Origin of the sequence: Kitasatospora sp. NPDC086801, assembly GCF_044745805.1 — a bacterium.
Taxonomy (GTDB): domain Bacteria; phylum Actinomycetota; class Actinomycetes; order Streptomycetales; family Streptomycetaceae; genus Kitasatospora.
In genome coordinates this window covers 86,483-113,046 of the sequence record NZ_JBIVAX010000022.1, presented here as the reverse complement: position 1 = coordinate 113,046, position 26,564 = coordinate 86,483, and the positions used below count along the sequence as shown (strand labels likewise).

The following is a 26,564-nucleotide window of genomic DNA, read 5'->3' as shown; positions in this document are numbered from 1 at the left end:
GGGTACCGGGCACGCCCGTCCGGCCTGCGACTACTCCTGGCCGCGCAGCCACTCCTCCACGATCTCGGCGGTGAGGGCCGAGTCCTCGCGGATCATCGACAGGTGGTCGGCGTCGACGGCGACCACCCGGGCGCCCGGCACGAGCGGCTCGGCCTGGGCGCGCTGCTCGATGGGGGCCTCGTCGACGCCGGTCAGGGCGCGGTCACAGGTGACGAGCAGGACGGGGGCCGTGGTGTGGTGGACCTCCAGGCGGTTGAGGAGGACCATCCAGCGGCCCATCGCGGACAGGCGGGAGTTGGTCAGCCGCACCGGCGAGTGGGCGCCGGTGAAGTTGAGCCGCATCATGCCTGTGTAGTCGGTGCCCTCGTCGGCGTTGTGCTGGAAGCTCAGCGTGTCGAGGAGGACGACGCCCGCCGGGCGGATGCCCCAGGTGTGCTCCAGCAGGCCGGCCGCGGCGTAGGCGAAGGAGCCGCCGGAAGAATGGCCGACGAGGACGAACGGGTGGCCGTCGCCGGCGCGCAGGGCGCTCTCGGCGATCACCCGGGTGGCGGCCTCGGGGGTGGCGGGCAGCCACTCGCCCGCGGCGAAGCCGATCAGCGGGAGCACCGACACCTCGCGCTCGCCACGGAAGTGGGCGGCGAGCCGGGAGTACTGGTGCACGCCCGCGTTGGCCGTCGGCGCGTTGACGCAGATCAGCCGGGTCGGGCGGGGCCCCTCGGCGAGGCGGGTCGCCCGGGGCAGGTCCTCCAGTTCGGCGGTCGCCTCGAAGGCGGGGCGCAGGTCCGCGACGGTGGCGAGCATGCGCTGGGCCTCGGGCACCTTGCCGTTGGCCAGGGCTTCGGTGAACAGCCGCTCCAGGGAATCGAGTTCGGGCTCGCCGCCGGGCACGAGCACGGCCCCGCCCGCGCCGTCCGCGGTGCGCTGGTTGGCGAGCTCGCTGCGGATCCAGGTGGCGAGCTCGACCGGCGAGCGGCTGTCGAAGACGACGGTGGCGGGCATCCGCAGGCCGGTGACAGCGGCGATCCGGTTGCGCAGCTCGACGGCGGTGAGCGAGTCGAACCCGAGCTCGTAGAAGTCGCGTTCGGCGTCGACGGCCTCCGGGGAGGGGTGGCCGAGGACGGTGGCGGCTTCGGCGCGGACGGTATCAACGAGGTAGCGCATGCGGTCGCGGTCGTTGAGGTCGAGCACCTGCCGGGTGAAGTCGGCGGCCGCGTCGGCGCCGCTCGCGCCGCCGCCCGAGGCGGTGCGCCGGGCGGCGCGGACGAGTCCGCGGAACAGCGGCGGCACGTCGCCCTGGGGGCGCATGCCCCCGGCGGCCAGACCCATCGGAATGACGAGCGGTTCGGCGGAGCCGAGGGCGGCCTCGAACAGGGCGAGGCCCTGCTCGACGGAGAGCGGCGGGATGCCGCCGGACTGCATGCGCCGTATGTCGGTCTCGCTGAGCTCGCTGGTCATGCCCGCCTCCTGGGCCCACGGGCCCCAGGCGAGCGAGGTGCCAGCCAGGCCGAGCGACCTGCGGTGGTCGACGAGGGTGTCCAGGAACGCGTTGGCCGCGGCGTAGTTGCCCTGGCCGGGGCTGCCCATGACGCCCGCGATGGACGAGAAGACGGCGAAGACGGCGAGGTCGAGGTGCCGGGTGAGCTCGTGGAGCTGCCAGACGGCGTCGACCTTGGGCCGCAGGACGGCGGACAGCCGCTCGGGGGTGAGCGCGGTGATGATGCCGTCGTCCAGCACACCGGCCGTGTGGATGAGGGCGGTGAGCGGGTGCTCGGCCGGGATGCCGGCGAGCAGGGCCTCGGTGGCGGCGCGGTCGGCGGTGTCGCAGGCGACGACGCGGGCCTCGGCGCCGAGCGCCGCCAGGTCGGCGAGGAGTTCGGCCGCGCCGGGCGCGTCCGGTCCTCGTCGGCTGGTGAGCAGCAGGTGGCGGGCTCCAGTGACGGCGAGGCGGCGGGCGAGGTGGCGGCCGAGGGCGCCGGTGCCGCCGGTGATCAGGACGGTGCCGTCGGGGTCGCGCTCCGCGGGCATCGTGAGGACGGTCCGGGCGGCGGACTCCCCGGCGGTGAGCGCGGTGCGGGCGGTGAGCGCGGTGCGGGCGGCGCGGACGTCGTGCGCGGCGACCGGCGGCGCGGTGAGCTCGCCGCGTCCGGCCAGGGCGACGAGCTCCGCGAGGATCGCGGCGGTCTCGTCGGCGTCCGGTGCGGGCAGGTGGGCGAAGGCGTCGTCGTCGAGGACGAGGTCGGTACCCGCCGCCGCGCGCCCCACGAGCCGCTCGGGCGGCAGGCCGTGGCCGAGCAGGGCGTCGCGCAGCCCGTCGGGGGCCGTGGCGGAGACCTCGGCGCCCAGTCGCAGGGCGAGCTCGACGGCGGCGGTGGCCGGTCCGGTGGCGGTGGCGTGCACGTGGACGGTCCGGCCGGCCTGGACGGCCGAGCCGCCGAGGGCCTGCCGTGCGGGGACGAAGTCCGCGGCCAGGGCGGCGGCGGCCCCGGAGGACCAGCCGTCGGGCAGCGGGGCCAGCAGGCGCCGGTCGGCGACCGCCTTCGGCCCCGCCGCCAGCAGGCCGAACACCTCGTCGCCCGGGCGAAGGTCCGGCACGCCGTCACCGACCGCCGTCACCACGCCGGCCGCGCCGGTGCCGCGGCCGTGGACGGCGGCGAGGACGGCGGCCCGGACGGCGACGGCGACCTGCCCGGCCGCGGGCGGCCCGGCCGCCTCGGGGCGGGGCACGAGCGCCATGTCGTCGGGCCGCAGGCCGTCCAGGACCCACGGCGTGCCGACCGGGGGCAGCAGCCCCGCCGCGTCCGCGAGCCGGGCCAACCGGCCCACCCGCAGGGCACCGCCGCGGACGGCGAACTGGGCCTCGCCGTCGGCCAGCAGTCCGGGCAGCAGCGGCAGGACCGCGGCCACGTCCTCCGTGCGGTCGACGTCGAGCAGGGCGAAGCGGCCGGGGTGCTCGGAGTTCGCCGAGCGGACCAGGCCCCAGGCGGCGCCGCCGGGCAGGTCGCGGACGGTCTCGCCGTCGGCGGCCCGGACGGCGCCCCGGGTCACGAACACCAGCCGGGAAGTGGCGGCCCGGTCCTCGGCCAGCCAGTCCTGGACCAGGGCGAGGACGCGCGTGGTGTGCGCGTGGACGGCCTCCGGGACATCGCCGGCCGGGCCCTCCAGGGCGACCAGGACGAGGTCCGGCACCGGGCGGCCGAGGTCCGCGAACGTCGCGGCCGAGGAGCCCGTGCCGTAGCAGTCCCGGCCGAGCGCCGTGCAGCGCACTGCCGTGGCGGCGGTCGGCGTGGCGGGGGCGGGGACCCACTCCACCCGGAACAGCGGGTCGCGGCCGGTGCGGGCGACGGCAGCGGCGGCCTGCGGGGCGCGCAGGGTGACCGAGCCGACCGTCAGCACCGCGCCGCCCGCCGGGTCGGTGGCGGTGACGGACACCGTGTCCTCGCCGAGGCGGGCGACGCGCACCCGCAGGGCGGCCGCTCCCCCGGCGTGCAGGGTCACGCCCTGCCAGGCCCGGGGCTGCGGCAGCTGCTCCTCGGTGCCGACGCCGATCAGCACGGCGGCGTGCAGGGCGGCGTCGAGCAGGACCGGGTGGAGGCCGAAGTAGCGGGCGTCCTCGCCGGGTTCGCCGGCCGGCTCGACCTCGGCGAACACCTCCTCGCCGCGCAGCCAGGCGGCGCGCAGTCCCCGGAACGCCGGGCCGCGCCCAGACTCGCGGTAGAAGCCGGCCAGGTCGACGGCGAGCGCGCCGGCCGGCGGCCAGGCCGCCTGGGCGTAGTCCGGCAGGTCGGTGTCCTGGGGCACGAGGGTCCCGGTGGCACAGCGCGTCCACGGCTCGTCGGGGGCGGCGTCGCCGGGGCGGGCGTAGCAGGCCACCGGGCGGGCGCCGGTGTCGTCGGGCGCGCCGACGCGCACCTGCACGACGGGTTCGTCGTCCTCGGCGAGCGGCAGCGGGTCGCCGAGCGTGAGCTCCGCGATCCGGCCGCAGCCGACCTGGTCGCCGGCCCGGACGGCCAGTTCGACGAAGGCGGCGGCGGGGAAGGCCAGCCGACCGCCGATCCGGTGGTCGAGCAGCCACGGGTGGACGCGCAGGGCGAGGCGGCTGGTGAAGAGCACGCCGTCGGTGTCGTCGGCGAGCGGGACGGCGGCGCCGAGCAGCGGGTGGTCGGCCGGGACGAGGCCGACGGAGGCGACGTCGCCGGAGAGGGCGGCCGGGCGCGGCCAGTAGCGGCGGTGGTCGAAGGCGTAGGTGGGCAGGTCGACCCGGCGGGCGCCGGTGCCGTCGAACAGGGCCGCCCAGTCGACCGGGACGCCGGCCGCGTGAAGCGCGGCGAGGGCGGTGAGCAGGGTGCGCTCGTCGGCGCGGTCCTTGCGCAGGGCGGCGGCGCGGACGCAGTCGGCCGCGTCGTCGCCGAGGCTCTGTTCGGCGAGGGCGGTGAGGACGCCGTCGGGGCCGAGTTCGAGGAAGGCGGTGGCCCCGGCCCCGCGCAGGGTGCGGACGCCGTCGGCGAAGCGGACGGCCTCGCGGACGTGGCGCACCCAGTGGTCGGGGCTGGTGAGGTCCGCACCGAGGGCGCCGGTGAGGTTGGAGACGACCGGGATCGAAGGGGCGCCGTAGGACAGGCCGTTGAGGACGGTGCGGAAGTCCTCCAGCATCGGATCCATCAGCGGGGAGTGGAACGCGTGGGACACCCGCAGGCGGGTCGTCCGGCGGTCGGCGAAGTGCGCCTCGATCGCCGCGACGGCCTCCTCCGTGCCGGAGACGACGACGGAGGCCGGGCCGTTGACGGCGGCGATGGACACGAACTCGGTCAGCAGGGGCAGGACTTCGTCCTCAGCGACCTGCACGGCGAGCATCGCTCCACCGGACGGCAGGGCCTGCATCAGCCGGCCGCGCGCCGCCACCAGGGCGCACGCGTCACCGAGCGAGAACACCCCGGCGACGTGCGCCGCGGCGATCTCGCCGATCGAGTGACCGGCGACGAAGTCCGGCCGCAGGCCCAGGGATTCGACGAGCCGGTACAGCGCCACCTCGACCGCGAACAACCCGGCCTGGGCGTACGCCGTCCGGTTCAGCAGCTTCGCGTCCTCGCCCCACACGACCGCGCGCAGCGGCTGGTCCAGGTGCTCGTCCAGCACCGCGCACACCGCGTCGAAGGCGTCCGCGAACACCGGGAAGCGCGCGTACAGCTCCTGGCCCATGCCGAGGCGCTGCGAGCCCTGGCCGGAGAACAGGAAAGCCGTCGAGCGGTCCGCCGCGACGCCGCGGGCGACCTCGGTCAGGCCCTCGCTGCACGCGAGCAGCACGGCCCGGCACTCGAAGGCGGAGCGTCCGGTGGCGAGCGAGAACCCGATGTCCAACGGGGAGAGTTCGAGGGCGGAGGCGCGGGCGAGGTGGGTCTCCAACGCGTTCTCGGAGCGGCCGGAGAGCACCAACGGGACGACGGCGGGCAGCACCCGCTGGTCCTCGGTGCGCTCGGTCACGGCGGGCGCCTGTTCGAGGATCACGTGCGCGTTGGTGCCGCTGATCCCGAACGAGGACACCCCGGCGCGCCAGGGCCGGTCGACCTCGGGCCACGGCCGGGCCTCGGTGAGCAGGTCGATCGAGCCCGCCGTCCAGTCCACGACGGCGGACGGCCGGTCGATGTGCAGGGACTTCGGCAGCACGCCGTGCCGCATGGCGAGCACGGTCTTGATCACCCCGGCGACGCCGGCGGCGGCCTGGGTGTGGCCGATGTTCGACTTCAGCGAGCCGAGCAGCAGCGGCCGTTCGCGGTTCCTCCCGTACGTGGCGAGGAGCGCCTGGGCCTCGATCGGGTCGCCGAGGGCGGTTCCGGTGCCGTGGCCCTCGACGGCGTCGACCTCGGCAGCCGACAGTCCGGCGCTCGCGAGGGCCTGGCGGATGACGCGCTGCTGGGACGGGCCGTTGGGCGCGGTGATGCCGTTCGAGGCGCCGTCCTGGTTGACGGCGCTGCCGCGCACGACGGCCAGCACCGGGTGCCCGTTGCGGCGGGCGTCGGACAACCGCTCCAGGACCAGCATGCCGACGCCCTCGGACCAGTTGGTGCCGTCGGCGGCGTCCGAGTAGGCCTTGCAGCGGCCGTCGGCGGCGAGGCCGTTCTGGACGGTGAAGCCGGCGAAGCTCACCGGCGTGGTCATCACCGTCACGCCGCCCGCGAGCGCGAGTCCGCACTCGCCGTTGCGCAGCGCCTGGGTGGCCCAGTGCAGGGCGACCAGGGACGACGAGCACGCGGTGTCGAGGGTGACGGCCGGGCCCTCCAGGCCGAGCGTGTAGGAGATGCGGCCGGACAGGACGCTCGACGCGAGGCCGGTGCCGGCGTGGCCGCCGATGTCCTCGCGCGAGTTCATCATGAGCGTCGCGTAGTCGAGGCCGTTGGTGCCGACGAAGACGCCGGTGCGGCTGCCGCCGAGCTTCTGCGGGTCCACCCCGGCGCGCTCCAGGGCCTCCCAGGACGTCTCCAGCAGCAGGCGCTGCTGCGGGTCCATGGCGAGGGCCTCGCGCGGCGAGATGCCGAAGAAGGAGGCGTCGAAGTCGGCGACGGCGTCGATGAAGCCGCCTTCCAGGGTGGCGCTGCGGCCGCGGCCGTCGCGGTCGCCGACGAGCAGGGTCCGCAGGTCCCAGCCGCGGTCCTCCGGGAAGCCGGCGATGCCGTCGCCGCCCTCGGAGACCAGGCGCCACAGCTCGTCGGGCGAGGTGACCCCGCCGGGCAGGCGGCAGGCCATGCCGACGATCGCGATCGGCTCGCCGTCGTCGGCCGCGGCTCGCACGGCGGGCGGCAGCGGGTCGGCGGGGGTGTCGAGGAGCTCGGTCAGGAGGTGCTCGGCGAGGGCCTGGGCGGTCGGGTAGTCGTAGACGGAGGTGGCGGGAAGCTTGAGGCCGGTGGCCGCGCCGAGCCGGGCGGGCAGCTCGACGGCCGTCAGCGAGTCGAAGCCGAGGTCGCGGAACTTGCGGTCCGGGGCGACGGCGGAGCGGTCGGCGTGGCCGAGCACGGCGGCGACGTGGGTGCGGACGAGGTCGGTGAGCAGGGCGGTGCGCTCGGTCGGGGTGAGGGCGCGCAGGCGGCCGGTGAGCTCGGAGGCGGCGGTCGCGTAGTCGCGGCGGACCGCGGCGGCGGCCTCCAGGGCGGGCCGGGCGGCCGGGAGGTCGCGCAGCAGCGGGTTGCCGCGCAGGCCGACGAGGCTCTCCAGGACCTGCGGCTGTGTCAGGTCGAGCAGCACGAGCGCGGGGGCCGGGCGGGTGACGGCCTGGCGCAGCGCGGCCAGGGCGAGGTCGGGGTGCAGGGCGGGGACGGGGTGCAGGGCGGGGACGGCGGTGCGCTGGGTGCGTCCGTCGTCCTCGGCCGGAGCCCCCGAGTCGATGCTGGTGTATTCAGCGCCGATCCACGCGCCCCAGGCCACGGAGGTGGCGGGCAGGCCGTCGGCGCGGCGGCGCTGGGCGAGCGCGTCCAGGACGGCGGCCGGGGCCGCGAGGGTGGCCCGGCCGGGGGTGCCGACGGCACCCGCGACGGAGGAGCAGAGCACGAAGGCCGTCAGGTCGAGGCCGCGGGTCAGCTCGTCCAGGTGGAAGGCGGCCCCGGCGCGGACCCGGTGGACGGCGGCAAGGCGCTCGGGCGTCAGGTCGTCGAGGACGCCGTCGTCGACCGTGCCCGCCGCGTGGACGACGGCGGTGAGCGGGGCGTCGGCGGGGATCGAGGCCAGCAGGGCGGCGAGGGCGTCACGGTCGGCGACGTCGCACGACGCGATCGTCACGACGGCGCCCAGGCCGCTCAGCTCCTCGACGAGGTCGGCGGCGCCGGGGGCGTCCGGCCCCCGGCGGCTCGCCAGCAGCAGGTGGCTCGCGCCCGCGGCGGCGAGCTGGCGGGCCACGGCCGCGCCCCGGCCGCCGGTGCCGCCGGTGATCAGCACGGTGCCCGGGGTCTGCCCCGGCGTCCAGCCCGCGTCCGGCGCGCCAGCCGGGGCCGGGACCAGGCGGCGGGCGTGGACGGCGGCGGCACGGATCGCGATCTGGTCCTCGCCGTCCGCTCCGTCCGCTCCGGCGAGGACGGCGGCCACCCGGCGCACCGCGGACTGGTCCGGCGCCTCGGGCAGGTCGACGAGGCCGCCCCACTGCTGGGGGTGCTCCAACGCGGCGACCCGGCCGAGGCCCCAGACGGCGGCCTGCTCGGGCGCGGTCGGCGGGTCGGTACGGGCCACGGCGACCGCGCCGCGCGTCAGGCACCACAGCGGCGCGGTGACGTCCGCGTCGCGCAGTCCCTGGAGGAGGGCGAGGGTCGCGGCGGCCGGGTCGGTCTCACGGCCGAGCGCGAGGAGGGACAGGACCCCGGTGAACGGGCGCCCGGTCGAGGGAAGTTCGCGCAGGAGCGCAGCGAGCTCGGCGCGCTCCGGGGCGGGCACGGACAGGCACAGCGCGTCCGGTCCGACGGCCTGGCAGGCCGCCTCCGTCCACGCCTCGTCGCCGTCCTCGGCCGGCGTCACCACCAGCCATGGGCCGGACGGCCGGGCCGTCGAGCCGCCCGGCAGCGCGCGCCAGGACTCGTGGAAGCGCAGCGCGTCCAGCAGGGACTGGTCGCGGTGGTGGCGCCGCCACGCGGACAGGGCCGGGAGCACCGCGCCGAGCGCGTCGCCGTCCACAGCGAGGTCGGCGGCGAGCACGTCCAGGTCCTCGCCCTCGACGACGGCCCAGAAGCGGGCGTCCAGCGCGTCGTCCGGCGCGGCGGCGCCGGGGCGGGTGGCCGGGGCGTGCGTCTGCGGCCAGTAGCGCTCGCGCTGGAAGGCGTACGTCGGCAAGCCGGTGCGGCGGGCACCGGTGCCGTCGAACAGGCGCGCCCAGTCGACGGGCACGCCGACGACATGGAGGCGGGCCAGCGCGGTCAGCAGGGCGGTCTCTTCGGGACGGCCGCGACGGCCGGCCGGCTCGATGACGATCTCCGAGGCATCCGCCAGGGTCTGGCGGACGGCCAGCGCCAGGGCCGCATCCGGGCCGACCTCCACGAAGTCGGTCGCACCGGCGGCGTGCAGGGTGCGGATCCCGTCGGCGAAGCGGACGGCCTCGCGGACGTGGCGCACCCAGTAGTCGGGGGTGCAGAGGTTCTCGTCGCCGAGTTCACCGGTGAGGTTGGAGACCAGCGGGACCGAAGGGACGTTGTAGCTCAGCCCGTTGAGGACCTCACGGAAGTCCTCCAGCATCGGATCCATCAACGGCGAATGGAACGCGTGCGAGACCCGCAGCCGCGTGGTCCGCCGGTCGGCGAAGTGCGCCTCGATCGCCGCGACGGCCTCCTCCGCGCCCGAGACGACGACGGAGGTCGGACCGTTGACGGCCGCGATCGAGACGAAGTCGCCCAGCAGCGGCAGGACTTCGCCCTCCGTCGCCTGCACGGCCAGCATCGCGCCGCCGGGCGGCAGGGCCTGCATCAGGCGGCCGCGAGCAGCGACCAGGGCGCAGGCGTCGGCCAGGCTGAACACCCCGGCGACGTGTGCGGCCGCGACCTCGCCGATCGAATGCCCCGCGACGAACTCGGCCCGCACGCCCAGCGATTCGACCAGCCGGTACAGCGCCACCTCGACGGCGAACAGCCCGGCCTGGGCGTACCCGGTCTGGTTGATCAGCTCCTCGTCCTCACCCCACACGACCGCACGGACGGGCAGGTCGAACTGCGCGCAGACCGCGTCGAAGGCCTCGGCGAACACGCGGAAGCGGGCATACAACTCCTGCCCCATGCCGAGGCGTTGGGCGCCCTGTCCGGAGAACAGCAGTGCCGTCCTGCGCTCGCCGTCGGCGACGCCCCGGGCCACCTCGGCGCCGTCCAGCAGCACCGCCCGGTGCGCGAACCGCGACCGCCCGGCGGCCAGCGAGAGGCCGACGTCAACGGGCGAGGCGTCCAGCCCTTCCAGTCGCACGAGCTGGGCGTTCAGCGCGGCCTCGGACTTGCCCGCCAGCACCCACGGCACGACGCCCGGCGCCACCGACGGCTCCGCCACGCCGGCCTCGGCCGGCGGCGCCTGCTCGATGATCACGTGAGCGTTGGTGCCGCTGATCCCGAAGGCCGACACGCCCGCACGGCGCGGCCGGCCGGTCTCCGGCCACTCCTCCGCCTGTGTGAGCAGCCGGATGTCACCGGCCGTCCAGTCGACGTGCGAGGACGGCGCGTCCACGTGCAGCGTGCGGGGCAGCACGCCGTGCTGCATCGACAGCACGGCCTTGATCACGCCGGCCGCACCGGCGGCGGCCTGGGTGTGGCCGATGTTGGACTTCAACGAGCCGAGCAGGAGCGGGCTTTCGCGCTCCTGCCCGTAGGTGGCGAGGAGAGCCTGCGCCTCGATCGGGTCGCCCAGTGTGGTGCCCGTGCCGTGGCCCTCGACGAAGTCGACCTCCGCCGCCGAGAGGCGCGCGTTGGCGAGGGCCTGGCGGATCACGCGCTGCTGGGACGGTCCGTTGGGGGCCGTCAGGCCGTTCGAGGCACCGTCCTGGTTGACGGCGCTGCCGCGCACGACCGCGAGCACCGGGTGTCCGTTGCAGCGCGCGTCCGAGAGGCGCTCCAGCACCAGGACGCCCGCGCCCTCCGACCAGCCCGTCCCGTCCGCGCCGTCGGCGAACGCCTTGCAGCGCCCGTCCGGGGCCAGTCCGCCCTGCCGGGTGAAGCCGGGAAAGCCGAGCGAGGACGACATCACGGTGACTCCGCCGGCCAGGGCCAGCGTGCACTCGCCGCTGCGCAGCGACTGGGAGGCCAGGTGCATCGCCACCAGCGAGGAGGAGCACGCCGTGTCGACGGTGACCGCCGGGCCCTCCAGGCCGAAGGTGTAGGAGATCCGGCCGGAGACCACGCTCGCGGCCAGGCCGGTGCTCGCGTGGCCCTCGATGTCCTCCTGGGCGTTCATGACGAGCGTCAGGTAGTCCTGGCCGCCGGTGCCGACGAAGACGCCGGTGCGGCTGCCGCGCAGCGCCGTCGGGTCGATCCCGGCGCGCTCGACGGCCTCCCAGGACGTCTCCAGCAGGAGCCGCTGCTGCGGGTCCATCGCGAGCGCCTCGCGCGGCGAGATCCCGAAGAAGGCCGCGTCGAAGTCGGCCACCCCGTGTAGGAAGCCGCCCTTCGCGGTGGCGCTGCGCCCCCGGTCATCGGGGCCGCCGCCGAGCAGGGTGTCGAGGTCCCAGCCGCGGTCGGTCGGGAAGTCGGAGATGCCCTCGCGGCCCTCGGCGACCAGCGCCCACAGCTCCTCGGGCGTGCCGATCCCGCCGGGCAGGCGGCAGGCCATGCCGACGATCGCGATCGGGTCGTCGGCGGTGGCGGCGGCCGCCGCGGCCGGGGCGACCGGCTCGTCGTGCCGGCCGAGCACCTCCGCGAGCACGAGGTCGGCGATCGCGGCGGGGGTCGGGTGGTCGAAGACCAGGGTCGCCGGGAGGCGCAGGCCGGTGACGGCGGTGAGGCGGTTGCGCAGTTCCAGTGCGGTGAGGGAGTCGATGCCGAGGTCGTGGAAGTCCCGGTCGGCGGCGACGGCCTGCGGCGAGGCGTGGCCGAGGACGGCCGCCGCCTCGGTGCGGACCAGGTCCACGACGTGGCGCAGCCGGTCCGCCTCGCGCAGCTCGTAGAGGCGGGCGGCGAGGGCCGTCATGGTGGCGGCGCCGGTGCCGGTCGCGGAGGCCGTGCGGCGCCCGGCGGGCAGGAGGGCGCGGAACATCGTCGGTACCTCGCCGCGCGGGCGGGCGCCGGCGGCCATGCGGCCGGTCGCGACCAGGTAGGGCTCGTCGATTCCCATGGCGGCGTCGAGCAGGGCGAGGCCCTGCGCCTCGGTGAGGGGCGGGACGCCGGTGGCGTGGATGCGGTGCAGGTCGGCCTCGGTCAGCGTTCCCGTCATGCCGGCGGTGGGCATCCAGGCGCCCCAGCCCAGGGACTGCGCGGGCAGCCCCCGGTGGCGGCGCCAGTGCGCGAGGGAGTCCAGGTAGACGTTGGCCGCCGCGTAGTTGCCCTGGCCCGCACTGCCCATCACGCCCGAGATGGAGGAGAACAGGACGAAGGCCTTGACGTCCTGGTCCTTGGTCAGCTCGTGCAGGTTCCAGGCGGCATCGACCTTCGGGCGGAGCACGGCCGACAGCCGCTCGGGGGTGAGCGCCGTGACGATGCCGTCGTCCAGCACACCGGCCGCGTGCACGACACCCGTGACCGTCCGGCCGTCCAGGGCCCGCGCCAGCGCCTCACGGTCGGCCACGTCACAGGCCACCACCTCGACACGCGCGCCCAGCCCCGCCAACTCGTCCACCAACTCGGACGCGCCCCCGCGCCGGCTCAGCAACAACAGGTCCCGCACACCGTGTCCGGTCACCAGGTGCCGGGCGACGAGACGGCCCAGACCCCCGGTACCACCCGTGACCACCACGGTTCCCGCACCCCAGCCCGACCAGCGCCCACCGGGGGCCACGCGAGCCAGCCGACCCACCCGGACAACGCCGTCGCGTACCACCACCTGCGGCTCGCCCACGGCCAGCACCGCGTCCAACGGAAGCTCGCCATCCGCGTCCACGAGCACGAACCGGCCCGGGTTCTCCGACTCCGCCGCCCGCACCAGGCCCCAGACCGCACCGCCGGCCAGGTCCGCGACCTCGCCACCCACCACCGCGCCCCGCGTGACGAAGACGAGGCGCGCGTCCGCGAACCGAGGCTCGGCCAGCCACTCCTGCACCAGGCCCAGCGCCCACGCCGTCACCTCGTGCACGGCCTCCGGCGTCGAACCACCCGCCACCGGCGCGAGCACGACCTCCGGCACCTCGCCGGTCATGTCGGCGAACGACGCCACGCCCGCACCCAGCGTCGCCGCCGTCACGCGCTCACCCGCGCGCGACGGCGCGGGCACCCATTCCAGCCGCAGCAACGAGCCCGCCGCAGCCGCTCCCTGCGCCACGGCAGCCGGCTCGGCCAGCGTCAGGTCCTCGGCGGACAGCACCGGCTCCCCGGCGGCGTCCACGACGGCGAGCGCGAGCGTCTCCCCGCCCGTGCGCACGAGCCGGGCCCGCACCACGGACGCGCCCGAGGCATGCAGCGACACCCCGGACCACGCCACCGGCACCAGCCCCCGGCCGTCCGCCCGCACCACGGCCGCCAGCAGCGCCGGGTGCACGCCGAACCCCGCGGCGTCATCGGCCGCGTCGCCCGGCAGGACGGCCTCGACGAAGGTCTCCTCGCCGCGCCGCCAGACCGATCGCAGCCCGTCGAAGGCCGGACCGAGGTCCGCCTCCACCTGGATCCCGGCCAGCTCCGCGACGACCGCGCCCTTCGGCGGCCACACCGAGGCGTCGAAGTCGGCCGTGCGCTCGCCGCGGACGAGCTCGCCCGAGGCGTGCTCCGTCCACGCACCGTCGGCGTCGGTGTCGGTGTCGGGGCGGGAGAAGATCCGCACCGGGCGGGCGCCGGAGGCCGTCGGGGCGTCCACCTGGATCTGGACGACGACCGCGCCGTCCTCGGGCAGCACCAGCGGCTCGACGAGCGTCAGCCGCTCGACCCGGTCACAGGCCACCTGGTCGGCGGCCCGGAGGGCCAGCTCCAGGAACCCGGTCGCCGGGAAGACGGCCACGCCGCCCACCCGGTGATCGCCCAGCCACGGCTGCGCCTTCAGCGACAGCCGACCGGTCAACAGCGCGCCCTCGGCGCTCGCGAGCGCGACGGTCGCGCCCAGCAGCGGGTGCTCGGCGGGCGACAGGCCGGCGCCGGTCACGTCGCCGATGCGGCGGGCGGGGCGCGGCCAGTAGTGCTCGTGCTGGAAGGCGTAGGTGGGCAGGTCGACGCGGCCGGCGCCGGTGCCCTCGAAGAGCCGCGCCCAGTCGACCGGGACACCCGCGACGTGCAGGCGGGCCAGCGCGGTGACGAGGGTGTGCTCCTCGGGCCGGTCGCGACGCAGCAGCGGGAGCGCGGGAGCGTCCCCGTCCTGCTGGGCGAGGGCGGCGAGGACGCCGTCCGGGCCCAGCTCGACGAAGGCGGTAGCGCCGGACTCGCGCAGGGTGCGGACGCCGTCGGCGAAGCGGACGGCCTCGCGGACGTGGCGCACCCAGTAGTCGGGGCTGGTGACGTCCTCGCCGAGGGCGCCGGTGAGGTTGGAGACCAGCGGGATCGACGGCGCGCTGAAGCTCAGCCCGTTGAGGACCTCGCGGAAGTCCTCCAGCATCGGGTCCATCAGCGGCGAGTGGAACGCGTGGGACACCCGAAGGCGCGTGGTCCTGCGGTCGGCGAAGTGCGCCTCGATCTCCGCGACGGCCTCCTCCGTTCCCGAGACGACGACAGAGGTCGGGCCGTTGACGGCCGCGATCGACACGAAATCCGTGAGCAGCGGCAGGACTTCGTCCTCCGACGCCTGCACCGCCAGCATCGCGCCACCCGACGGGAGTGCGTGCATCAGACGGCCACGAGCGCTCACCAGCTTGCACGCGTCCTCCAGCGAGAACACCCCGGCCACATGCGCCGCCGCGATCTCACCGATCGAGTGCCCGGCCACGAACTCCGGCCCCACACCCAGCGATTCGAGCAGCCGGAACAGCGCCACCTCGACCGCGAACAGTCCGCACTGGGCATTCGCGGTCTGGTTCAGCAGCTCCGCATCCGAACCCCACACCACACCACGCAAGCCCGGATCGAACTCCACACACACCGCATCGAACGCCTCGGCGAACACCGGGAACCGGGCATACAACTCCCGCCCCATCCCCAGCCGCTGCGACCCCTGCCCCGAGAACAGGAACGCCGTCGACCACTCCCCCGCCACCCCGCGCGCAACCTCGGCCCCGTCCACCAGCACCGCCCGATGCCCGAACCGCGAGCGCCCCGCCAACACGAGGGCGACGTCCACGGGAGAATCATCGACCTCGGCGAGCCGCTCCACCTGCGCGTCCAGCGCCGCCCCCGACTTCGCCGAGACCACCCACGGCACCACACCGGGCACGACCGACAAGCCGGCCGCAGAATCCTCCTCCACCGCCTCCTCGACGATCACGTGCGCGTTCGTCCCGCTGATCCCGAACGCGGACACACCCGCCCGGCGGGGCCGGTCCACCTCCGGCCAGGCCCGGGCCTCGGTGAGCAGCTCGACGGCCCCCGCCGACCAGTCCACCTCGGCCGACGGCGCGTCGACGTGCAGCGTCTTCGGCAGCACGCCGTGCCGCAGCGCCATCACCGTCTTGATCACACCGGCCGCGCCCGCCGCCGCCTGGGTGTGGCCGATGTTCGACTTCAGCGAGCCGAGCAGGAGCGGCTGTTCACGGTCCTGCCCGTAGGTCGCAAGCAGCGCCTGGGCCTCGATCGGGTCGCCGAGCGGCGTGCCCGTCCCGTGGCCCTCGACGGCGTCGACCTCACCGGCCGACAGCCCGGCGGCGGCCAGCGCCTGCCGAATGACGCGCTGCTGGGAGGGGCCGTTGGGCGCCGTCAGACCGTTCGAGGCACCGTCCTGGTTGACGGCCGAGCCGCGCAGGACGGCCAGCACCGGGTGCCCGTTGCGGCGGGCGTCCGAGAGCCGCTCCAGCACCAGCACGCCCGCGCCCTCGGCCCAGCCCGTCCCGTCCGCCGCGTCGGCGAACGCCTTGCAGCGCCCGTCCGAGGCCAGCCCGCCCTGCCGGGAGAACCCGGAGAAGCTCATCGGCGTCGACAGCACGGTGACGCCGCCCGCGAGGGCCAACGTGCACTCGCCGGCCCGCAGCGCCTGCGACGCCAGGTGCATCGCCACCAGCGAGGACGAGCACGCCGTGTCGACGGTGACCGCCGGGCCCTCCAGGCCGAAGGTGTACGACACCCGGCCGGACAGCACGCTCGCCGTCAGGCCGGTGGTCGCGTGGCCCTCCATGTCCTCGTCCGAGTTCATCACCACGCCGACGTAGTCGACGCCCGCCGTGCCGACGAACACGCCGGTGCGGCTGCCGCGCAGGCCGCTCGGGTCGATGCCCGCCCGCTCGAAGGCCTCCCACGAGGTCTCCAGCAGCAGGCGCTGCTGCGGGTCCATCGCGAGGGCCTCGCGCGGCGAGATCCCGAAGAAGCCCGCGTCGAACCCGCCGGCTGCGACGAACCCTCCCTCGACCGAGGCGCTGCTGCCGCTGCCCTCGCCGAGCAGCGCCGCCATGTCCCACCCGCGGTCGGCGGGGAACCCGGTGATGCCGTCCCGCCCGTCCGCAACCAGCCGCCAGAGCTCCTCGGGGGTGGTCACCCCGCCCGGCAGGCGGCACGCCATGCCGACGATGGCGATCGGCTCGTGCCGGCCGGACTCGGCCTCCAGCAGTCGTTGGCGTGTCTGGTGCAGGTCGGCCGTGACCCACTTGAGGTAGTCAACGAGCTTGCTGTCGTTCGACATGGGGGGTGGTGCCTTCCTGTGATGAGGCGGGTCGGTCAGCGGTCGCTCAGCCGGCCGAGCTCGTTGTCGATGAAGGCCAGGACCTCGTCCGCGCTCGCTGCTTCGAGCCGCTCCGCGATGGCGTCCTCGGCATTCTGCGCGTCCTGGTTTCGCAATTTCTCCAGCATTCGGCGCAACCGGAGCGAAACCGCGTTGCGGGTCGCCTCGTCGGTGTCCGCATCGGCCAGGGCCGCGTCCAGGCAGTCGAGTTGGCCGAGCAGCGCGGCGCCGTCCGCCGCGTCCTGCTCGTCCAGGAGCACGCCGAGCAGGTGTGCGGCGAGGACGGCGGACGTGGGGTGGTCGAAGACCAGGGTCGCGGGCAGGCGCAGGCCGGTGACGGCGGTGAGGCGGTTGCGCAGTTCCAGTGCGGTGAGGGAGTCGATGCCGAGGTCGTGGAAGTCCCGGTCGGCGGCGACGGCCTGCGGCGAGGCGTGGCCGAGGACGGCCGCCGCCTCGGTGCGGACCAGGTCCACGACGTGGCGCAGCCGGTCCGCCTCGCGCAGCTCGTAGAGGCGGGCGGCGAGCACGGCCACCGCGCCGGTGCGGCCGCCGGTGGACTCGGCCGCGCGGCGGGCGCCGCGGACGAGGCCGCGCAGCAGCGCGGGCACGGTGCCGGGCATCCGGGCCGGACCGGTGGCGCGGCCGATGGGGACGAGGTAGGGCTCGTCGATTCCCATGGCGGCGTCGAGCAGGGCGAGGCCCTGCGCCTCGGTGAGGGGCGGGACGCCGGTGGCGTGGATGCGGTGCAGGTCGGCTTCGGAGAGGGTCCCGGTCATGCCGGCGGTGGGCATCCAGGCGCCCCAGCCCAGGGACTGCGCGGGCAGCCCCCGGTGGCGGCGCCAGTGCGCGAGGGAGTCCAGGTAGACGTTGGCCGCCGCGTAGTTGCCCTGGCCCGCACTGCCCATCACGCCCGAGATGGAGGAGAACAGGACGAAGGCCTTGACATCCTGGTCCTTGGTCAGCTCGTGCAGGTTCCAGGCGGCATCGACCTTCGGGCGGAGCACGGCCGACAGCCGCTCGGGGGTGAGCGCCGTGACGATGCCGTCGTCCAGCACACCGGCCGCGTGCACGACACCCGTGACCGTCCGGCCGTCCAGGGCCCGCGCCAGCGCCTCACGGTCGGCCACGTCACAGGCCACCACCTCGACACGCGCGCCCAGCCCCGCCAACTCGTCCACCAACTCGGACGCGCCCCCGCGCCGGCTCAGCAACAACAGGTCCCGCACACCGTGTCCGGTCACCAGGTGCCGGGCGACGAGACGGCCCAGACCCCCGGTACCACCCGTGACCACCACGGTTCCCGCACCCCAGCCCGACCAGCGCCCACCGGGGGCCACGCGAGCCAGCCGACCCACCCGCACGGCTCCGGCACGGGCGGTGAACTGGGAGTCTCCACGGTCCAGTTGGGTGGAGAGGACAGGCAGCGCCGTCTTCACGTCCGACGCGCGCTCGACGTCGAGCAGGGCGAACCGGCCCGGGTTCTCCGACTCCGCCGCCCGCACCAGACCCCACACGGCAGCACCGACGAGGTCGGACACCTCGCCGCCCGCCGTGGCACCCCGCGTGACGAAGACGAGGCGCGCGTCCGCGAACCGAGGCTCGGCCAGCCACTCCTGCACCAGGCCCAGCGCCCACGCCGTCACCTCGTGCACGGCCTCCGGCGTCGAACCACCCGCCACCGGCGCGAGCACGACCTCCGGCACCTCGCCGGTCATGTCGGCGAGCGACGACACGTCCTCGCCCAAGGTGACGGCCTGCACGGGCCTGGCGGCCAGCGCCGGGACGTCCACCCAGTCGAGCCGCAGCAGCGCCCCGGCCGGTCCGCTCCGCTCGGCCACGGCGGCCGGCTCGCCCAGCGTCAGCGACCCCGCCGACAGCACGGGCCCGCCCGCCGCGTCCGCGACCTCGACGGACACCGCGTCCGCGTCCGCGCCCGCCCTCGCGACCCGCAGCCGCACGACGGCCGCGCCGGTCGCGTACAGCGCCACGTCGCGCCAGTCCGTGGGCACCAGCCGCTCGCCGCCGTCCGCCCCCGTCAGAGCGGCGATCTGGACGGCCGCCTCCAGCAGCGCCGGGTGCAGCCCGTACGGCGCCGCGTCCTCGGCCCGGCCCGGCAGCACGGCCTCGGCGAACACCTCGTCTCCCCGCTGCCACACCGCCTGCAACGCGCGGAACGCCGAACCGTGGTCCAGCGGGTCGTGGCAGTCCTCCGGGTCCACGGCGACCGCGTCCGCCGGGGGCCACGCAGAGGCGTCGAAGCCGCCCTCCGCCTCGCCGACGGCCAGCGCGCCGGTGGCGTGGCAGGTCCACGGACCGTCCACCGCGTCCTCCGGCCGCGTGTAGCAGCTCAGCGGGCGCGTCCCGGCCTCGTCCGGGGCACCGGCCACCAACTGGACGACGACGGCGCCGTTCTCGGGCAGCACCAGCGGCTCGGCGAGCGTCAGCCGCTCGACCCGGTCACAGGCCACCTGGTCGGCGGCCCGGAGGGCCAGCTCCAGGAACCCGGTCGCCGGGAAGACGGCCACGCCGCCCACCCGGTGGTCGCCCAGCCACGGCTGCGCCTTCAGCGACAGCCGACCGGTCAGCAGCACGCTGCCCGATTCGGCCGGGGAGACCACCGCGCCCAGCAGCGGGTGCCCGGCCGGCCGCAGGCCCGCGCCGGTCACGTCGCCCGCGTGCGCGGCCTGGGCGGGCCAGTAGCGCTCACGCTGGAAGGCGTACGTCGGCAGGTCGACGCGCCGGGCGTCGGTGCCGTCGAAGACCCGGGCCCAGTCGACGGGCACGCCCGCGACGTGGAGACGGGCGAGCGCCGTCAGCAGGACGCCCTCCTCCGGCCGGTCGGGGCGCAGCGCGGGGGTCGCGACGCGGTCGGCCCCCGCGTCGAGGTTCTGCTCGGCGAGGGCGGTGAGCACGCCGCCGGGACCGAGCTCCAGGTAGTCCGTCGCGCCGGCCGCGTCGAGGGTGCGGATGCCGTCGGTGAAGCGGACGGCGTCGCGGACGTGGCGCACCCAGTAGTCGGGGCTGGTGAAGTCCGCACCCAGAGCGCCGGTGAGGTTGGAGACCAGCGGGATCGAAGGGGCGTTGTAGCTCAGCCCGTTGAGGACCTCACGGAAGTCCTCCAGCATCGGATCCATCAGCGGGGAGTGGAAGGCGTGCGAGACCCTCAGCCGGGTCGTCCTGCGGTCGGCGAAGTACGCCTCGATCGCCGCGACGGCCTCCTTCGTACCCGAGACGACCACGGACGTCGGTCCGTTGACGGCCGCGATCGAAACGAAGTCGCCCAGCAACGGCAGGACTTCGTCCTCCGTCGCCTGCACCGCCAACATCGCGCCACCCGACGGCAGCGCCTGCATCAGACGGCCACGAGCACTCACCAGCCTGCACGCGTCCTCCAGCGAGAACACCCCGGCCACATGCGCCGCCGCGATCTCACCGATCGAGTGCCCGGCCACGAACTCCGGCCGCACGCCCAGCGATTCGACGAGACGGAACAGTGCCACCTCAACCGCGAACAGCCCGGCCTGGGCGTACGCGGTCTGGTTCAACAGCTCCTCGTCCTCGCCCCACACCACCTCACGCAAGCCCGGCTCGAACTCCGCACACACCGCGTCGAACGCCTCCGCGAACACCGGGAACCGGGCATACAACTCCCGCCCCATCCCCAACCGCTGCGACCCCTGCCCGGAGAACAGCAGCGCGAGCCTGCGCTCCCCCGCCGCGCCGCGCGTCACCTCGGCGCCGTCCAGCAGCACCGCCCGGTGCCCGAACCGCGACCGCCCCGCCAGCGACAGCCCGACGTCCACCGGCGAGCCGTCCAGGCCGGCGAGCCCGGCCAGTTGCGCGTCCAGCGCGGCCTCCGACGCTCCCGAGACCACCCACGGCACGACGCCCGGCGCGGTGCCTGGCTCCTTCGCCTGGTCCGCCACGGGCGCCTGCTCGACGATCACGTGGGCGTTCGTCCCGCTGATCCCGAACGACGAGACCCCGGCCCGTCGCGGGTGTCCGGCCTCCGGCCACGCACGCGCCTCCGTCAGGAGCTCCACCGCGCCGGCCGACCAGTCGACGTGCGAGGACGGCGCGTCGACGTACAGCGTCTTCGGCAGCACTCCCGCCCGCATCGCCTCCACCATCTTGATGACGCCCGCGACCCCGGCCGCCGCCTGGGTGTGCCCGAGGTTGGACTTCACCGAGCCGAGGAACAGCGGGAGTTCGCGGTCCTGTCCGTAGGTCGCGAGCAGCGCCTGGGCCTCGATCGGGTCGCCGAGGGTCGTGCCCGTGCCGTGCGCCTCGACGGCGTCCACCTCGGCGGCCGACAGCCCCGCGTTGGCCAGTGCCTGGCGGATCACGCGCTGCTGGGACGGACCATTGGGGGCCGTCAGGCCGTTCGACGCGCCGTCCTGGTTGACGGCGCTGCCACGTACAACGGCCAGCACCGGGTGCCCGTTGCGGCGGGCGTCCGAGAGCCGCTCCAGCACCAGCACACCGGCGCCCTCCGACCAGCCCGTCCCGTCGGCTCCGTCCGCGAACGCCTTGCAGCGCCCGTCCGAGGCCAGTCCGCCCTGCCGGGTGAAGCCGAGGAAGCTCATCGGCGTGGACAGCACGGTCACGCCGCCGGCCAGCGCCAGCGTGCACTCGCCGCTGTTGAGGGACTGCGCGGCCAGGTGCATCGCCACGAGCGAGGACGAGCAGGCGGTGTCGATCGTGAGCGCCGGGCCCTCCAGGCCGAAGCAGTACGACACCCGGCCCGAGATCACGCTGTTGGCCAGCCCGGTGCTCGCGTGGCCCTCCACCTCCTCCCGGGAGTTCATCACCAGCGAGGCGTAGTCCTGGCCCGTCGTGCCGACGAAGACGCCCGTCCGGCTGCCGCGCAACGCGGTCGGGTCGATGCCCGCCCGCTCGAAGGCCTCCCAGGACGTCTCCAGCAGGAGCCGCTGCTGCGGGTCCATCGCCAGGGCCTCACGCGGCGAGATGCCGAAGAAACCCGCGTCGAAGTCTCCCAGGCCGACGAGGAAGCCGCCCTGGCGGGTGGCGCTCACGCCGTGGCCGGTGCCGAAGAGCGCGTCGAGGTCCCAGCCCCGGTCGGTCGGGAAGTCGGTGATGCCGTCGCGGCCCTCGCTCAGGAGCCGCCAGAGGTCCTCGGGGGTCCGCACTCCGCCGGGCAGGCGGCAGGCCATGCCGACGATCGCGATCGGCGCCCCGGCGTCGGCGCGGGTGGCGGCCGCCGCCGGGGCCACCGAGTCGTGTTCTTCGCCGAGAAGTTCCCCGAGGAGGTACGCGGCGAGGGCGTGCGGGGTCGGGTAGTCGAAGACCATGGTCGCCGGGAGCCGGAGCCCGGTGACGTCGGCGAGGCGGTTGCGCAGCTCGATCGCGGTGAGGGAGTCGAACCCGAGGTCCCGGAACTCCCGTCCGGGGTCGACCGCCTGGCCCGAGGCGTGGCCGAGGACGCCGGCCGCCTCCACGCGGACGAGGTCGACGAGGTGACGCAGGCGGTCGCCCTCGCGCAGCTCGAAGAGACGGGCGGCGAGCGCGGCGCCCGTGCCCGTGGTGCTCGCGGCGGTGCGGCGCCCGGCGGGCAGGAGGGCGCGGAACAGCGTCGGCACCTCGCCGCGCGGGCGGGCGCCAGCGGCCATGCGGCCGGTCGCGACCAGGTAGGGCTCGTCGACGGCCCTGGCGGCGTCGAGCAGGGCGAGACCGTCCTCCTCGGTCAGGGGCGGGACGCCGGAGGAGCGGATCCGGTGCAGGTCGGCCTCGGAGAGCGTCCCCGTCATACCGGCCGTCGGCACCCACGCACCCCAGCCCAGCGACTGGGCGGGCAGGCCCCGGTGGCGGCGCCAGTGCGCCAGCGCGTCGAGGTAGACGTTCGCCGCCGCGTAGTTGCCCTGACCGGCGCTGCCCAACACACCGGATATCGACGAGAAGAGGACGAAGGCCTTGAGGTCCTGGTCCTTGGTCAGCTCGTGCAGGTTCCACGCCGCGTCCACCTTGGGGCGCAGTACGGCGGAGAGACGCTCGGGCGTCAGTGTGCTCACGACGCCGTCGTCCAGCACACCGGCCGCGTGCACGACACCCGTGACCGTCCGGCCGTGCAGCACCTCCCCGAGGGCCTCCCGGTCGGCGGCGTCACAGGCCACCACCTCGACGTCCGCGCCCAGCTCGCGCAGTTCCTCCAGCCACGCGCCGACGCCACCGCGGCGGCTCAGCAACAGCAGGTCCCGGACGCCGTGTTCCGCCACCAGGTGGCGCGCGACGATCCGGCCGAGGCCGCCGGTGCCGCCCGTGACGACGACCGTGCCCTCGCCCCAGCCCGCGGCCGGCCCGCCGCCCGCAGCGCGGGTCAGCCGGCCGACGCGCACGGCGCCCTCGCGGACCAGCACCTGCGACTCGCCGGTCGCCAGCACCGCGTCCAGCGGCAGCTCACCGTCCGCGTCCACGAGGGCGAACCGGCCCGGGTTCTCCGACTCGGCCGCCCGCACCAGACCCCACACGGCAGCACCGACGAGGTCGGACACCTCGCCGCCCGCCATGGCACCCCGCGTGACGAAGACGAGGCGCGCGTCCGCGAAGCGCGGCTCGGCCAGCCACTCCTGCACCAGGCCCAGCACCCACACCGTCACCTCGTGCACGGCCTCCGGCGTCGAACCACCCGCCACCGGGACCACCACAGCACCCGGCACGTCGTCGCCGAGCTCCGACAGCTCCGCGACCTCCACGCCCAGCGTCACGGACCGGACGCTCACCGGCCGGGCGGGCGCAGCCGCGACCCACTCCAGCCGCAGCAGCGACCCGTTCGCCCCACGGGACGCAGAGACCGGCTCGCCCATCTCCACGGACTCCGCCGACAGCACGAGCTCGCCCGCCGCGTCGGCGAGGACCAGCGACAGCGTGTCCGCGCCCGTCCGCGCCAGCCGGGCCCGCGCCACCGTGGCACCCGTGGCGTGCAGCGACACCCCGGACCACGCCACCGGCACGAGCCCTCGGTCGTCCGCCCGCAGGACGGCGGCCAGCAACGCCGGGTGCAGACCGAACCCGGCCGCCGAGCCAGCCAATTCGGCCGGCAGCTCGGCCTCGACGAAGGTCTCCTCGCCGCGCCGCCAGACGTCGGCGCCGTCCGCGACCGCGCCGGTCGGCGGCCAGACCGCCGCGTCGAAGTCGGCGGCGCGCGCTCCCGTGGCCAGCACCCCGGTGGCGTGCTCGGTCCAAGGCTCGTCGAGCCCGCCGTCGGGGCGCGAGAAGAAGGTCACCGTCCGCGCACCCGACTCGTCCGGCGTGCCGGCCCGGACCTGGACCATCGTGCCGCCACCCGCACCACCCAGGGCGAGCGGACGGGTGACGGCGAGCCGCTCGACCCGGTCGCAGCCGACGTGGTCGCCGACCCGGATCGCCAGCTCCAGGAACCCGGCCGCCGGGAAGACGTCCGCGTCGCCGTCCCACGCCGCCGCCGTGCCGGGCGAGAGCCGGCCGGTGAAGACGACGCTGTCCGTACCCGCGAGCGGCACGGCCGCCCCGAGCAGCGGGTGGTCCGCCGCCAGCAGACCGGCGGAGGCGACGTCGCCGACGCCGCTGCCCAGGGTGGGCCAGTAGTGCTCGTGCTGGAAGGCGTAGGTGGGCAGGTCGACGCGGTGGGCGCCGGTGCCGTCGAACAGCCGCGCCCAGTCGACCGGGACGCCCGCGACGTGCAGCCGGGCCAACGCGGTGACAAGGGTGCGCTCCTCGGACCGGCCCCGGCGCAGCAGCGGGAGTGCGGGGGCGTCCGAGTCCTGCTGGGCGAGGGCGGCGAGGACGCCGTCCGGGCCGAGTTCGACGAAGGCGGTCGCACCGGCGGTGTGCAGGGTGCGGATGCCGTCAGCGAAGCGGACGGCATCGCGGACATGGCGCACCCAGTAATCGGGGCTGGTGAAGTCCGCACCCAGAGCGCCGGTGAGGTTGGAGACCAGCGGAATCGAAGGAGCCTGATACGTCAGCCCGTTGAGAACCTCCCGGAAGTCCTCCAGCATCGGATCCATCAGCGGCGAGTGGAACGCGTGCGAGACCCTCAGCCGCGTGGTCTTGCGGTCGGCGAAGTGCTGGTGAACCGCCTCGACGGCCGCCTCGCTGCCCGAGACGACCACGGACGTCGATCCGTTGACGGCCGCAATCGACACGAAGTCACCCAACAACGGCAGGACTTCACCCTCCGCCGCCTGCACCGCCAGCATCGCACCACCCGACGGCAACGCCTGCATCAGACGGCCACGAGCACTCACCAGCCTGCACGCGTCCTCCAGCGAGAACACCCCGGCCACATGCGCCGCCGCGATCTCACCGATCGAGTGCCCCGCCACGAACTCCGGCCACACACCCAGGAATTCGAGCAGCCGGAACAACGCCACCTCAACCGCGAACAGCCCACACTGGGCATTCGCGGTCTGATTCAGCCGCTCCGCGTCCTCGCCCCACACCACCTCACGCAAGCCCGGCTCGAACTCCGCACACACAACATCGAACGCCTCCGCGAACACCGGGAACCGGGCATACAACTCCCGCCCCATCCCCAACCGCTGCGACCCCTGCCCGGAGAACAGGAACGCCGCCGACCGCTCCCCCGCCACCCCGCGCGCCACCTCGACGCCGCCCACCAGCACCGCCCGGTGCCCGAACCGCGACCGCCCCGCCAACGACAGCCCGACGTCCACCGGAGAACCCCCGACCCCGGCGAGCCGCTCCACCTGCGCGTCCAGCGCGGCCCCCGACTTCGCCGAGACCACCCACGGCACCACACCCGGCACGACCGAGAGATCCGCCCCAGACGCATCCTCCGCCGGAGCCTGCTCGACGATCACGTGCGCGTTCGTCCCGCTGATCCCGAACGAGGACACCCCCGCCCGGCGGGGCCGCTCGTCCCCCGGCCACTCGCGCGCCTCCGTCAGCAGCCGCACCGCGCCCGCCGACCAGTCCACACGCGAGGACGGCGTGTCCGCGTGCAGCGTCTTCGGCAGCACGCCCGCCCGCATCGCCTCCACCATCTTGATGACGCCCGCGACCCCGGCCGCCGCCTGGGCGTGGCCGAAGTTGGACTTCACCGAGCCCAGCCACAACGGCCGGCCGTCCTCCCGCCCCTGCCCGTAGGTGGCGAGGAGCGCCTGCGCCTCGATCGGGTCGCCGAGCGGCGTGCCCGTGCCGTGGCCCTCGACGGCGTCGACGTCGGCGGCCGTCAGCCCGGCGTTGGCGAGCGCCTGGCGGATCACCCGCTGCTGCGAGGGGCCGTTGGGCGCGGTGAAGCCGTTGGACGCGCCGTCCTGGTTCACCGCCGAGCCCCGGACGACCGCGAGGACGCGGTGCCCGTTGCGGCGGGCGTCCGAGAGCCGCTCCAGCACCAGCACGCCGACGCCTTCGGCCCAGCCCGTCCCGTCGGCCCCGTCGGCGAACGCCTTGCAGCGCCCGTCCGAGGCCAGTCCGCCCTGCCGGGAGAACTCCATCAGCGAGCCGGGCGTCGCCATCACGTTGACGCCGCCCGCGACGGCGAGCGTGCACTCGCCGGCCCGCAGCGCCTGGACCGCCCAGTGCAGGGCGACCAGCGAGGACGAGCAGGCGGTGTCGACCGTCACCGCCGGGCCCTCCAGCCCGAGGGTGTAGGAGAGGCGGCCGGAGAGGGCCGAGGCGGCGATGCCGGTGCCGATGTCGCCGGTGGCGTCGGCCAGGGAGCGCACCAGCAGGTACGCGTAGTCCTGGCCGTTGGTGCCGAGGAAGACACCGGTGCGGCTGCCGCGCAGGCCGCTCGGGTCGATGCCCGCCCGCTCGAAGGCCTCCCACGAGGTCTCCAGCAGCAGGCGCTGCTGGGGATCGGTGGAGACGGCCTCGCGGGGCGAGATGCCGAAGAAGTCGGCGTCGAAGCCGGACACCGAGTCGAGGAAGCCGCCGCGCCGCGAGACGCGGGTGCCGCGCTCGTCGACGCCGGCGTCCGCCAGGGCGCCGAGGTCCCAGCCGCGGTCGGCCGGGTAGCCGCCGGTGGCGTCGGTGCCGCCCGCCACGAGGTCCCAGAGGTCCTCCGGCGAGGCGACGCCGCCGGGGTAGCGGCAGGCCATGCCGATGACGGCGACGGGTTCGGCGGCCGCGGCCAGGAGCTGGCGGTTCTGCCTGCGCAGCCGTTCGGTCTCCTTCAACGAGGACCGGAGAGCGGCGACTACCTTGTCGTGGGGCGTGGTCATCTCTGCTCC

General features: G+C 75.5%; 2 protein-coding genes. Both read right to left on the bottom strand.

What is annotated here, in order from left to right; translation table 11 throughout:
• Positions 1-30: 30 nt before the first annotated feature.
• Positions 31-16,371, bottom strand: a complete 16,341-nt coding sequence (locus tag ACIPLC_RS22780; protein WP_400474830.1) for a type I polyketide synthase — start codon at positions 16,369-16,371, stop codon at positions 31-33.
• Positions 16,368-26,555, bottom strand: coding sequence for an SDR family NAD(P)-dependent oxidoreductase (locus tag ACIPLC_RS22775; RefSeq protein ID WP_400474824.1), 10,188 nt, complete (start codon positions 26,553-26,555; stop codon positions 16,368-16,370). The genes ACIPLC_RS22780 and ACIPLC_RS22775 overlap by 4 nt, the downstream gene beginning before the upstream one ends.
• Positions 26,556-26,564: the final 9 nt, after the last annotated feature.

What these genes read in the sequence shown, in the direction of transcription:
- ACIPLC_RS22775 (WP_400474824.1), bottom strand. Translation starts at nt 26,555, where the DNA reads ATGACCACGCCCCACGACAAGGTAGTCGCCGCTCTCCGGTCCTCGTTG.